13 protein-coding genes are annotated in these 12,832 nt (G+C 60.6%); 4 read left to right on the forward strand and 9 right to left on the reverse strand.

The genetic code is table 11. From position 1 onward, the window contains the following. Position 1 precedes the first annotated feature (1 nt). A complete protein-coding gene (gene cobT / locus TRL7639_RS12955) occupies positions 2–1,012 on the reverse strand; it encodes a nicotinate-nucleotide--dimethylbenzimidazole phosphoribosyltransferase (RefSeq protein ID WP_085796055.1) in 1,011 nt (336 codons plus the stop codon). A 79-nt stretch (positions 1,013–1,091) separates the two neighbouring features. On the opposite strand from cobT, the gene cobS reads away from it, so the two are divergent. Continuing rightward, positions 1,092–1,856 carry an adenosylcobinamide-GDP ribazoletransferase gene (gene cobS, locus TRL7639_RS12960; RefSeq protein WP_085796056.1) on the forward strand — a complete coding sequence of 255 codons (765 nt, stop codon included), beginning with the start codon at positions 1,092–1,094 and terminating at the stop codon, positions 1,854–1,856. Positions 1,857–2,116: 260 nt separating this feature from the next. On the opposite strand, the gene TRL7639_RS12965 is transcribed toward cobS, so the two are convergent. From TRL7639_RS12965 to TRL7639_RS13000, 8 genes are all read right to left on the reverse strand, one after another. Continuing rightward, positions 2,117–2,890 carry a potassium channel family protein gene (locus TRL7639_RS12965; protein WP_085796057.1) on the reverse strand — a complete coding sequence of 258 codons (774 nt, stop codon included), beginning with the start codon at positions 2,888–2,890 and terminating at the stop codon, positions 2,117–2,119. A 70-nt stretch (positions 2,891–2,960) separates the two neighbouring features. Next, positions 2,961–3,662 carry a glutathione S-transferase family protein gene (locus TRL7639_RS12970; protein WP_085796058.1) on the reverse strand — a complete coding sequence of 234 codons (702 nt, stop codon included), beginning with the start codon at positions 3,660–3,662 and terminating at the stop codon, positions 2,961–2,963. A gap of 74 nt (positions 3,663–3,736) precedes the next feature. Beyond that, positions 3,737–4,285 carry an RNA polymerase sigma factor SigZ gene (gene sigZ / locus TRL7639_RS12975; protein WP_085796059.1) on the reverse strand — a complete coding sequence of 183 codons (549 nt, stop codon included), beginning with the start codon at positions 4,283–4,285 and terminating at the stop codon, positions 3,737–3,739. A 170-nt stretch (positions 4,286–4,455) separates the two neighbouring features. After that, positions 4,456–4,971 (reverse strand): CarD family transcriptional regulator, encoded by a 516-nt coding sequence (locus TRL7639_RS12980; protein ID WP_085796060.1) that lies wholly within the window; start codon positions 4,969–4,971, stop codon positions 4,456–4,458. 280 nt (positions 4,972–5,251) lie between these two features. Continuing rightward, positions 5,252–5,590, reverse strand: a complete 339-nt coding sequence (gene fdxA / locus TRL7639_RS12985) for a ferredoxin FdxA (RefSeq protein ID WP_085796061.1) — start codon at positions 5,588–5,590, stop codon at positions 5,252–5,254. Positions 5,591–5,655: 65 nt separating this feature from the next. Next, positions 5,656–6,033 (reverse strand): RNA-binding S4 domain-containing protein, encoded by a 378-nt coding sequence (locus tag TRL7639_RS12990; protein WP_085796062.1) that lies wholly within the window; start codon positions 6,031–6,033, stop codon positions 5,656–5,658. A gap of 3 nt (positions 6,034–6,036) precedes the next feature. After that, entirely contained in the window at positions 6,037–8,889 is a 2,853-nt protein-coding gene (locus tag TRL7639_RS12995; protein ID WP_207559664.1) for a helicase-related protein, read from the reverse strand. A gap of 43 nt (positions 8,890–8,932) precedes the next feature. Then, positions 8,933–9,502: a tetratricopeptide repeat protein gene (locus TRL7639_RS13000; RefSeq protein ID WP_235820318.1), complete on the reverse strand. Its 570-nt coding sequence runs from the start codon at positions 9,500–9,502 to the stop codon at positions 8,933–8,935. 81 nt (positions 9,503–9,583) lie between these two features. Here TRL7639_RS13000 and TRL7639_RS13005 point away from each other — a divergent pair, with 81 nt between their 5' ends. From TRL7639_RS13005 to TRL7639_RS13015, 3 genes are all read left to right on the forward strand, one after another. Further along, the gene (locus tag TRL7639_RS13005; RefSeq protein ID WP_085796065.1) at positions 9,584–9,874 is read left to right on the forward strand and encodes an SCP2 sterol-binding domain-containing protein; all 291 of its coding nucleotides are present in this window, start codon (positions 9,584–9,586) and stop codon (positions 9,872–9,874) included. Then, a complete protein-coding gene (locus TRL7639_RS13010) occupies positions 9,874–10,839 on the forward strand; it encodes an alpha/beta hydrolase (RefSeq protein WP_085796066.1) in 966 nt (321 codons plus the stop codon). Before TRL7639_RS13005 ends, TRL7639_RS13010 begins: the two co-directional genes overlap by 1 nt. Before the next feature lie 62 nt (positions 10,840–10,901). Further along, positions 10,902–12,722, forward strand: a complete 1,821-nt coding sequence (locus TRL7639_RS13015) for a M3 family oligoendopeptidase (RefSeq protein ID WP_085796067.1) — start codon at positions 10,902–10,904, stop codon at positions 12,720–12,722. Positions 12,723–12,832 lie beyond the last annotated feature (110 nt).

The raw sequence follows: 12,832 nt of genomic DNA on the forward strand, positions 1-12,832 counted from the left end.
CTTAACCGTCGGACACGCCCGCTTCGGCAAATGTCGCCATGCCGGAATGGCAGGCCACGGCGCTTTTGACGATGTTGATCGCCAGCGCGCCACCCGAGCCCTCGCCCAGGCGAAGGCCCAGTGACAAGAGCGGTTCTTTGCCCAGATGCCCCAGCAGCGCCCCATGCGCGCCTTCGGCGCTTTGGTGGCCTGCGACGGTGTGATCCAGCGTGCCACCTGCGATCTTGGCCAGACAGGCCGCTGCTGCGCAGCAGATGAACCCGTCCAGAACCACCGGAATGCGCAATACGCGTGCCGCGGCAATCGCGCCGGCCATGGCGGCAATCTCGCGCCCGCCCAAACGTTGCAAGACCTCCAGCCCGTCATCCGAGCCATGTTTGGCCACACCTTCGGCAACCACGCGGGTCTTGTTGGCAAGACCTGCATCGTCGACGCCTGTGCCGCGCCCGGTCCACTCACCTGCCTCGCCGCCAAAAAGCGCGCAACCGATGGCCGCAGCCGGGGTGGTGTTGCCGATCCCCATCTCACCCACCACCAGCAGGTCCGAAGATGGGTCAACCGCGTTCCAACCTGTTTGCAGGGCGGCCAGCAGCTCGTCCTCGGTCATCGCAGGCGCTTGGGTAAAGTCCGCCGTTGGATTTTCCAGGTCGAGCGCATGCACGTCCATCTTGGCGCCTGCGGCCTTGGCCAGCTGATTGATCGCCGCCCCACCGTGTTGAAAGTTCGCAACCATCTGCACGGTCACCTCGGGGGGAAAGGCCGAAACGCCCTGTGCTGTCACCCCGTGGTTACCGGCAAACACGATGACCTGGGGCGCCTCGATGCTGGGTCGCGCATCCCCGCGCCAGCCGGCATACCAGATCGCCAGATCCTCAAGCCGCCCCAAAGCGCCCGGCGGTTTGGTCAATTGGCCATTGCGCTCCTCAGCGCCTTGGGTCGCAGCCGTATCCGGGCCAGGAGCCGCCGCCAATTGCGCGCGAAAGGTCGAGAGATCGGTAAGTTCGGGCAGCATGTAAAGCCTCGTTGCATCTGAGTGGTCACATGTGTTTAACCAATGCACCCCATGTCACAAGACCCCGAAAGGACAGGACGTGCACAAAAACGACACTTCTGCCTCTTGGGTCTGGGATATTCCACTGGCTCTGGTGCTGCTGACGCGCCTTCCACTGCCGCGCCTGCCCGACCACGTCTTTGCCCGTCAGGCCGCAGGTGTCTGGGCCTTTCCGGTGGTTGGTCTTGTTGTTGGCGGGCTGGCCTGCGGCATTGGTGCGGTTTTGTTGTCCCTTGGCCTGCCACCTGCCGCCGTGGCTGGTGTCATGCTGGCGGTTCTGATCATGACCACAGGCGCAATGCATGAAGACGGTCTGGCCGACACTGCGGACGGGCTTTGGGGCGGGTTCACGCGCGAGCGGCGGCTGGAGATCATGAAGGACAGCCATATCGGCACCTACGGCGTGCTGACACTGTTCGTTGTACAGCTGCTGCGGTTCACTGGGATAGCCGGGTTGATCGCCACCGGCGGGCTCTGGTCCGTGCTGCTGGCCCCAGTGTATTCGCGCGCGCTGATGCCGGTACTGATGTGCGCGATGCCCAACGCGCGGGGTTCTGGCCTGAGCCAGAGTGTCGGCGCCCCAAGGGTTTTGACCTGCGGCATTGGGCTGGCTCTGAGCATCGGATTTGCGGTGGTTTGGCTTGGGACGCTAGCGCTCTGGCCCTTGCTGATCTCGTCTTTGGTGGTTGTGGGGCTGGCACTGACGGCACGGGCAAAAATTGGTGGGCAGACCGGCGACATTCTTGGGGCCAGTCAGCAATTGGCCGAGGTCTCGCTGCTTTTAACCCTGCTTGCGCTGATCTGACCGGGTTTTTCCACCCTCGAAGCACTCCCGCCCGTCGTTGATTTTCTGACGAAAACCGCCTCCCGTTGGGCCGGGCGCCGCGCTGACGCACGGCGCGGGTGCATCCAGGATCACAGTTCCGCTCTAATCGCGGCCCAGACCCTCGGTTTGATTGCACCCCGTGGCCACAAAGGCCAACCGCCGAGCGAAGCGAGGCGCCCGGCCCAACGGGAGGAGGGCATCTTTGATGCACGAACGACGGACGGGAGCCCCCCCGAATTCTAGCTCACACCGCCTGTTTCGATGTTCAGCAACCCACCGCAATGCTTACAATGCACGGCATCCGGATCATGACGATACAACCCGCATTCTCCGCATTTGTGGCGCACCTTCTGGGGCATGAAAATCGCCTGTGCCAGCCGGACAAACAGCGCCACGCCAACCACCATGATGAACACCGAAAAGAGCTTGCCCCCCGGCGTCTGAAAGGTGATGTCGCCAAAACCGGTCGTCGTCAGTGTCGCCATGGTGAAATAGAGCGCGTCGATATACGGCGTCTGGCTCGTGTCGTGGTCAATGTAGAACACGAACACGGCCGTCGATGTCGCAAAGACAAACACCAGCAGATTGATCGCCGCGATCACCGCGTCCTCATGCGTGCGGAAAAATTGACTGTCGCGGCGCAGATCCCGCAGCAGGTGATACGAGTGGATCAGACGCAGCCCCCGCAGAATACGCAGGAATGCCAAGCTCTCGGTCAAGATCGGGTCCAAGATGAGTGACAGGATCACCACAATATCTGCCAGCGTATAGATCTGCCGCAGGAATTTCTTCCGATCTCTCGAAATCCACAGCCGTGCGCTGAAATCCAACAAGATGATCAAACCCACGACCTGGCTGATCGTCGTCAGCATCGGTCCATGGGTCTTATGGGCCGTTCCGACAAAAAAGATGATCGTGAACAGGTCGAACACGATGAGGAAGTACCGAAACCAGCGCGGCACCGTGCCAGAGCCCAGGTACAACCCGCGAACCTGCTTTTTCAATGCCCTCATGCGTCCCTCTCCCCTGGGAATTATCTAAGCGCAAAGGGGGCTTGGGGCGCAAGATGCGCCCCAGATTTTGTTAGCAGCAGGTGTCGCATCCACCCTGAGGCGCCTGACACTTGCCTGTGCCCAAATATGTCTGGTCCGACAAGTAGAAATCGGTGAAGGCCTGCTCGAAATCCTCGGCCACGGATTTCGCAGGCAAGCCTGTCTGATCCAGCGTTTGCTGCCAGGCTTTGACCTTGGGAAAGCCGCCCAGGAAATCATGTCCCGTATGTTTGGTGATGATCCGCGCCCGATCCAGAAGCGGCAGCCAGGCCAGATCCACGTTCCCAAGGGTCTCACCGTTGAAGAACGGGCCCTCTCCCAGTTCCCCTTCGACGCGGGCAAAGGCTTTGGACAGGTTGGCGCTGCGCTCAGCCAGCGTGTCCTTGTCCGCACTGCGCATGGTGGAACATTGCACCAGGTAGTGTTTCGACGCCTGATAGCTCCACGCCCGGTTTCTGGCACGTGTCACCGGGGTCAGGTCGGCCTCCAGCGGTGGCGCAATCTCGTCGATGTATTCCGAGATGGCGTCGGATTCAAAAATCGGCTCGCCCGCTTCGGTGATCAGGACCGGCACCTGACCTGTGGGCGATATGTCCAGAAACCACTGCGGCTTGTCGCTGAGCGAGATGTAGTCGACCTGATAGGGGATGTTGCGCGCCTCAAGCATGGCGGTCACGCGTTGCACAAAGGGGCAGATCTTGAAGCTGACGATCTTGATTAGGGGCTTGATCATTGGAGGTGTCCTTTTTCTTTCCAACTGCTTTCATCTCTGAAGACGAAGCAGATCGAAAAAAGACGAGGCCTAGATCAACATTTCTTACAACCGTCTGATTTTCTTTCGTAATCAGATACACCGCCACGGGTGTCAAAACTGAACCTGCAGCAGTTCTCGAACAGCGACCGCAGCTGCTTGCGCCCCGATTGCACCTGCGACTTGAGCGTCGAATAGGGCACCCCACGGGCGGCGGCATACTCCTTTTGCGCCTGCCCCTCCAGATCCACGGCGGTCAGAACCTCGGCATATTCTGGCGGCAGCGCGCGCACCATCGGGGCTATGCAATCGGCCAACTCATCCCGCGCAGTGGCTGGGTCAGGCTCTTGATACCACAAGTCATCCGCTTGCAGGTCCCTGCCACGACCTGACGCGCGGTAGTGATCGATGACCACGTTGCGGGCGATCTGATAAATCCAGGCGCGCAGTTTTATATCCTGGCGCAATTCCGGCAGGTTGCGATGGGTGCGGATCATGATCTCTTGCAGCAGATCCTCGACATCATCTGGGTTGCTGACGCGGGCCCGCAGAAAGCCGCGCAGCGCTTGTCCGTAGTCGGACCAGATCTGATCCAGGTCAGCCATCCCCTACCCCCAAAGCACTTCCAGTAAACATTGCATCCTTTGTTCGCTGCCTCTCGCTACGCTCGAACGCGAAAAACGATCAGAGATATTTCAACGAAAACTGGAAGTTCTGTAAATGAAAAGAGCCGCCCCATGAGATGGGACGGCCCGAACCACTTGTCAATTCCGGTTCACGCGGCAGCGGCGCGCGACATCAGAACATCGTCGACCTGCTTGGCGGCCTGAATTTCGTCACCACCGGCCACGGCGGCCACTTCGCGCGTCAGACGCTCGAGCGCGGCTTCATAGAGCTGACGTTCGGAATAGCTTTGCTCGCGTTGATCATCCGTGCGGTGCAGATCGCGCACCACCTCGGCGATCGCGATCAGATCGCCCGAGTTGATTTTCTGTTCGTATTCCTGCGCGCGGCGCGACCACATTGCGCGTTTGACCTTGGCCTTGCCTTTGAGCGTTTTCATCGCCTGATTGATCACATCCGGCGAGCTGAGCCCCCGCATGCCGATCTCGGTGGCTTTGTTGGTGGGAACCCGCAGGGTCATCTTGTCCTTTTCAAAGGAGACTACAAACAGCTCAAGCGCGTAGCCTGCAACTTCCTGCTCTTCGATTGAGATGATCTGGCCGACACCATGCGCCGGATAGACCACATAGTCGTTGGGGCGGAAATCGAGCTTTTTCGACTTGGTCATACAGGTCTTTCCTTGCTGCGACCGGGTTCTGGGCGACAAAAAACCACGAGCGGGGAATGCGTTTCCCCGACAGGCGGTTCAATGTGTGTAATCCTTAAAGCTCCAACACGAGCATCTGAGTGGAGCACATCCCGGTCGTTGACATCATTTGAACAGAGAACGTAACACAAAAAACAGGAAACTGGAAGCCGACGCAGGGTCAACTTCCGCTTTATTTCTTGTTTTCAGCGCCTTACCGGCATTCATTCGACATACAGAATGTCAAAAAGGTGCGAATCGCTTACCCACCTTCACCGGGTGCTTCAGAGAAGTACTTCTCCATCTTGCCGGTTTCGCCGTCGCGCTCTTCGGCTTCGGGCAGTTGGTCTTTCTTGGTGACGATGACGGGCCACAGTTCCGCGTATTTGCGGTTCATCTCGACCCATTTGTCCATGTCCGGCTCGGTGTCCGGGCGAATGGCGTCGGCGGGGCATTCGGGTTCACACACACCACAGTCGATGCATTCATCGGGGTGGATGACCAGCATGTTCTCACCCTCGTAGAAACAATCCACGGGGCAGACCTCGACGCAGTCGGTGTATTTGCAGGCGATGCAATTGTCGGTGACGATGTAGGTCATGTGCAGCTTTCCGGTTTCGTCTGTTGCCGGACTAGCTAAATCAGAGTGCGGCCATCTTCAAGGGATCATTCGGGGTCGAACGGGTTGGAAAGATCAAGCGCCCTGCGATCCCGCTTGGATGGGCGACCTTTTCCCTCGTATTTGGGATTGGCAGGAGGTTTTTCCTGTTTCGGGGTCAAATCCGCATACAACGTCTGCGCCTCGGGTGCCGGACCACGGCGTTCGCCAAGCGCCTCGATGCGCACGACTCGCACGACTTTGGCTTGGGGAAAGGTCAGAACGTCGCCGGGGCTCACACCGTAAGAGGGTTTGAGCACCCGGTTTCCGTTCACACGCACATGCCCACCGCTGACCTGTTTGGCCGATAGCGAGCGGGTCTTGAAGAACCGCGCCTGCCACAGCCATTTGTCGATCCGCAGTTTTGCGGCGGGCGTGTCGTTCAAGGCTTACTTGCCTTCTTTCAGCCCCATCAGCGCAGCGGCGAAGGGGTTGTCGGGGTCGATCTTCTTTTCTGGGCGCGGGGGACGCGACGAGAAGGTTTTGGCGCCTTGCGGTTTGCCGCCCTTCTTGCCCGGTTTGCCACGGTCGCCCTGCGGTTTGCCGCCGCGCGGCTTACCTTTACCCTGACCGCGACCGTCGCCGCGCCCTTGGGCGTTCTGACCATCGCGACGCGGACCACGCCCGCCCTGACGGGTTGCACGACCACCCCAAGTGAAGGTGTAGAACACTTCGACTTCAGGCTCCGCAGGTGCTTCAGCGGCGGGGGCCTCGGCTGCCGCCTCGGCGCTGTCGGTGGCCTCGGCTGGCGCCTCGGCGGTTGCAACTTCTTCTGCGGCCTCGGGGGCAGCTTCCGTGGGCGTCTCCGCCTCTGTCGGTGCTTCACCGCCCTGATCCGCAGCCGGAGCAGGCTCCGCAGGGGCTTTGACCTTGGGCCGTTCGCCTTTTTCGGCCTTGTAGCCCAGACCACCCATCAGGTCGGCGAACTGATCCAGCGTCATGCCGGTGATCGAGAGCATGTCGGCCTTGGCCTCGAACCCGCCCCGGCTATCCTCGGAGCGCAGCATGTCTGCCAGTCGCTCCAGCATGTCGATGCGGATCGCGCGTTCGCCTGCGTTGCGGTAGCCACACATGGTGTCATAGCCCTGCGGCGCATCCGCGACCGTGGGCACAGTGACCAGACCCGGCGGGGGCGACTCAGGGAATTCCTGCAGCCCTTGGGTCAGCGACCAGAGCACCAGACGCAGGCGCGTCGGTGCCGGCTTGAGTAGCAACGGCATGAAGATGGTGAACTGGCCAAAGCGAATGCCGTGCTTGCGCAATGCGCCACGGGCGTCCTGATCCAGATCTTTGACATCCTGGGCCACTTCGGCACGCGGCAGAACGCCAAGTGCCTCGACCATGCGGAAGGCAAAGCCACGCGCCAGACCCGACAGCTCTTCGTCGCGCGACAGGTTCAACAGCGGCTCGAACAGAGCGGCCACCTTGCGGTCGATGAAATGCTGCAGACGGCGCTGCACCTTTTGTTCGACGTCCGGGCCAGCAGCCTCGTCCACGAAAACCTCGACCATCGGTTTCAGCGGCTCTGCGCCAGCAACCAGTTTGCCGACAGCGTGCTCGCCCCACATGAGGCCACCCTGCTCGGTAAAATCAATCTCGGTATCGGGCGCATTGTAAAAGCGATCCGCCCGCAGATGGAATTGCGGGGCAAGCGCCTGCAGCGAGGCCGATTTCAACGCCTTCGCCTCAGCCCCTTGCGCGCTTTTGTCCGGGGAAAACCGGAACCCTTCCAACCGTCCGACGAATTCGCCTTCGACGGTCACTTCACCCTTGTCATTCACTTCGGCCAAAAGGGCCTCCTTCTGTTTGAGCCGGCGCAGCAACACGGACGTGCGCCGGTCCACAAATCTCTGGGTCAGACGCTCGTGCAGAGCGTCAGATACACGGTCTTCTACAGCGCGCGTTTCGTCTCGCCAATGGCTTTCGTCACGAACCCAGCCGTTCCGTTGCGCGACATATGTCCACGTGCGAATATACGCCAGTCGTTTCGAGAGCGTATCAATATCGCCATGTGTCTTGTCGATTCGGCGGATTTGCCGCGCCATGAAGTCGTCCGGAATGTGCCCGCGCTCGTGCAAATGGCCGAAAATCACCTCCAAAAGGCTGGCGTGTTCCGCGTGGCTGATGCCGCGGAAGTCGGGGATTCGACATACGTCCCACAAGAGCCGCACGCTGTCACCATTGCTGGCACGCGCTGTCACCTCGGCCACCTGGCTCAGCGATTTGAGCGCCTGCAGGTCATCCGCCTCGCGCGCCTTGAGCAGATGTTCGCCCTTGGGGCTTTCCTCAAGCGAAGCGATAAGCGCCTCGATCGAGCCAAAGCGCAGCGCGGCGTTGCGCCAGTTGAGTTTCTTGAGCGGCGTAAAACGATGATCCATGATCGCCTGCGCCATGCCATCGTCCAAGGGACGCGCCTCGCCGGTGACGCCAAAGGTGCCATCGGACATGCCCCGCCCCGCCCGGCCTGCGATCTGGGCCAGCTCGTTTGGGGCCAAGGGGCGCATGCGGCGGCCGTCAAACTTGGACAGGGCCGAAAAGGCCACGTGATCGACGTCCAGATTGAGCCCCATGCCGATCGCATCAGTCGCAACCAGATAGTCGACCTCGCCATTCTGATAGAGGTCGACCTGCGCATTCCGCGTGCGCGGGCTGAGCGCGCCCATGACCACGGCCGCCCCGCCCTTTTGCCGCCGCAGCAGTTCGGCGATGGCGTAAACACTGTCGACCGAAAAACCGACAATGGCGCTGCGCGGGGGCATGCGGCTGATCTTTTTTGACCCACTGTAAACCAGCTGTGACATCCGCTCACGTTGAACGAACTGCGCCTCGGGCACCAACTCGCGGATCGGCCCGCGCATGGTGTCCGAGCCCATGAACAGCGTCTCGTTTGTACCGCGTGAACGCAGCAGGCGGTCGGTGAACACGTGCCCCCGCTCGGGATCTGCGCAGAGCTGGATTTCGTCGACGGCCAGAAAATCGGTTCCCATCCCCTCGGGCATCGCCTCGACCGTGCAGACCCAATACTGGGTCCGGGGCGGAACGATTCGCTCTTCGCCGGTGACAAGGGCCACAACGGACGGTCCGCGAATAGCGACGATCTTGTCATAGACCTCGCGCGCCAGCAGGCGCAGCGGCAGACCGATGATGCCGGTGCGATAACCCAGCATGCGTTCGATCGCATAGTGTGTTTTGCCAGTGTTGGTCGGGCCCAAGACAGCCACGATCCGGGATGACCCGCTCACCATTTGCCCCCTGCCCGATTGATCCGGGCTTTAATTCGTCGTCTCAGATGGACTTGCCCTGAACTTGGGGCGCCAGCCGTGAGACGGCTTTGGATACGTCTTCGTGATGCGGATGTATAGACTGCGCCCGAACATAGGCGTCATAGGCCAGTTCCGGCTGATTGATATGCTCCAGAATATGCCCCAGCCCAAGCATCGCGGTGTAGTTGTTGGGGTTCAGCGTCAGAGCGCGTTCCAGATCAGCTATTGCGGGGCCAAAGAGCTGGGCATTGTAAAACGCCGAGGCGCGCATGTGCCAACCTTCGGCAAACTCGGGCGCGTGATCGGTAAGCGCGGTGAAATGTTCGATTGCGACGCCATAATCCTCGGCCTCCATCGCGTCGCGCCCGCGCTTCAAAAGCAAGTCGGCCGACGCTGAACCGGATTTCGACCACAACGCCTGCAACTGCCGTTCAAGGCGCTTGGCCTCAGCGGGATCCGCCATCACCAATGCCTCGAGCAGTTCGGATTCGTCGTTCAAATCCGCCTCTTGCGCCTGTGCCGCCACGGAAATCATCACGAATGCGATGCTTGCCGCAACGATAGCTTTGAGATTGATGCTTGCAATGCCCATAACAATCCTCAGTGTAGCGTGGCGTGCGTGGATGTCCATTCACAGCGCCGTTGTCACAACGATGTTAGATGGAGGAAAACCATGAGCGAACTTCTTGACCAGGCTCTGGCTGGATTGAACGAAAAACTGGGCGGTGCTGGCTTTGACGGCTCGGCCAAATTTGCCATCGCAGACGTGGGCGCAATTGTCCTGGACAGCGACGGCGCGCGCATCAGCGATGATGAGGCGGACGTGACCATGACCGCCGATGCCGACACATTCACCCAGATCTTTACCGGCGAGTTGAACCCCACGGGCGCGTTCATGTCGGGCAAGCTGACCATCGACGGTGACATGGGCATCGCGATGAAACTGGCCTCGGTGCTGGCCTGATGAGCATTTCGCCGGCCCCGTTCTTTGATGATGTGGCCGGCGGTCCCGCCGGGGGAGCAGCCTGGTGGGTGCAGACCTCGGATGACGTGCGCATTCGTGTCGGGGCGTGGCGGGCCGAGGGGGCGGTCAAGGGCACCGTCCTGATGTTCCCCGGTCGCACTGAATACATCGAAAAATACGGTGAAACAGCGATGCAGCTGGTCTCGCGCGGGTACACCGTTCTGTCGGTGGACTGGCGTGGGCAGGGTCTGGCCGACCGCCTGCTGGATGACCCGCGCGTGGGTCACGTGGGCCATTTCACCGACTACCAGAAAGACATCGCCGCTGTTTTGCGGGTGGCGCGCGAGCAAGAGCTGCCCAAGCCTTGGCACGTCATCGGCCACTCCATGGGCGGCGCCATCACGTTGCGCGCGGTGATGGAGGGGATGCCGGTTCAGACCTGCGCCTTTACCGGGCCGATGTGGGGGATCTATTTCTCACCGCTGATGAAACCACTCAGCCGGATGACCATGGCGCTGGCACCCTTGTTTGGGGCGGCGCATAAAAACCCACCGAGCACATCGCTGGACAGCTATGTCCTGGAACAGGAATTTGACGGCAACACCCTGACCCGCGACCCGGCCATGTATCAGATGATGCGCGATCAGTTGAACGCCCACCCCGAGCTGTCATTGGGCGCACCCTCGATCCATTGGCTCAAGGAATCGGTCACCGAATGCACCCATCTGGCCGAGCGCGCATCGCCCGATTTGCCCTGCCTGACCTATTTGGGCACGCACGAGCAGATAGTTGACCGCGACGCCATCCGCGCCCGCATGCCGAACTGGCCGCGCGGCCATCTGGTCGAGGTGCCGGGCGGCGAGCATGAGGTGCTGATGGAAGCGCCCGACGTGCGTGGCCCGGTGTTTGACCAGCTCGATCACCTCTTTACCACGGGCGATGCCCACGCGGCGGCCAAAGCGTAACTTGTGGTCGCCCCACCCCCGCCTTAGATACGGGGGTAAGATAGATTTTCATGAGGTCCCATATGCTCCACCTTCCCTTTCCCGTGCGCGATGCCAATGCTGGCGGCGGATCCGATCCCCTGGGCAACTTGCCCGAATGGGACCTGAGCGATCTTTACACCGGTGATGACGCGCCCGAGCTGAAGCGGGATCTGGAGTGGCTTGAAAAGGCCTGCGCAGAATTTGCGGCCGATTATGACGGCAAGCTGGCCGATCTGGACGCCGCCGGTCTTTTGGACTGTGTGCTGCGCAACGAAAAGATCAACGCCATCGCCGGGCGCATCATGTCCTATGCGGGCCTGCGCTATTATCAGCTGACCACCGATTCTGAGCGCGCCAAGTTCATGTCGGACGCACAGGAAGCGATCACCAATTACACCACACCGCTGGTCTTTTTCACGCTGGAGCTGAACCGCATCGACGATGATGTTCTGGCGGCGCACTTTGCGTCAAACCCCGACTTGGCGCGGTATGAGCCGGTATTCCGCCGCATTCGCGCAATGAAACCCTATCAACTGAGCGATGAACTGGAACGGTTCATGCATGATCTGGGGATGGTCGGCGACGCCTGGGAGCGGCTGTTTGACGAGACAATCGCGGGCCTCACCTTTGACGTCGACGGCCAAGAGCTGAACATCGAAGGCACGCTGAACCTGTTGACCGAGCAGGACCGTTCGAAACGCGAGGCTGCTTCCCGCGAGTTGGCCCGCGTCTTTGCCGACAACATCAAGACCTTTGCCCGTGTCCACAACACGCAAGCCAAGGAAAAGGAAATCATCGACCGCTGGCGCGGCATGCCCAGCCCGCAGACCGGCCGCCACCTGTCCAATGACGTGGAACCCGAGGTGGTCGAGGCGCTGCGCGAAGCTGTAGTCGCCGCCTACCCCAAGCTGTCGCACCGCTATTATGAGCTGAAGCGCAAGTGGCTGGGGCTGGACGTGATGCAAGTCTGGGACCGCAACGCGCCTTTGCCGATGGAAGACACGCGCACCGTCGCCTGGCCCGAGGCCGAGAAGATGGTGATGGACGCATACAGCGCCTTTGATCCCCGCATGGGCGATCTGGCCGCGCCGTTTTTCTCAAAGGGCTGGATCGACGCCGAAGTAAAACCGGGCAAAGCGCCGGGCGCCTTTGCCCACCCCACCGTCACAGACGTGCACCCCTATGTGATGCTCAACTATCTGGGCAAACCGCGCGATGTGATGACCCTGGCGCACGAACTGGGCCACGGCGTGCACCAAGTGCTGGCCGCCGAACAGGGCGAGATGCTGTCATCGACCCCGCTGACGCTGGCCGAAACTGCATCCGTCTTTGGCGAAATGCTGACGTTCCGCAAGATGCTGGACAAGGCCGAGACCAAGGAACAGCGCAAGGTGCTGCTGGCCGGCAAGGTCGAGGACATGATCAACACGGTCGTCCGCCAGATCGCGTTTTACGATTTCGAATGCAAACTGCATGCGGCACGCGCCGAGGGTGAGCTGACCCCCGACGACATCAACGCCCTGTGGATGAGCGTGCAAGCCGAGAGCCTTGGCCCGGCATTTGAGTTCATGGAAGGGTATGAAACCTTCTGGGCCTACATCCCGCACTTCGTCCACTCGCCGTTTTATGTCTACGCCTATGCCTTTGGCGACGGCCTCGTGAACGCGCTCTATTCGGTTTACGCCGACGGCAAAGAAGGGTTCGAAGACCTCTATTTCGACATGCTTCGCGCCGGTGGATCCAAACACCACAAAGAGCTGCTCGCGCCCTTTGGCCTCGATGCCAGCGATCCCACCTTCTGGGACAAGGGCCTGTCGATGATCTCGGGCTTCATTGACGAGTTGGAGGCGATGGAGGACTAACCTCCTACGCCGCTAGGTTCGCGCCCGCCCCCTAGGATGGGCGCGGCAAGTCTTGATACACCGTTGCTGTAAGTCACAGGTTTTCAGTACCAATCTGAGGCGTAAGAACA

It is taken from the genome of Falsiruegeria litorea R37 (assembly GCF_900172225.1).
In the GTDB taxonomy this organism is placed as follows: Bacteria; Pseudomonadota; Alphaproteobacteria; order Rhodobacterales; family Rhodobacteraceae; genus Falsiruegeria; species Falsiruegeria litorea.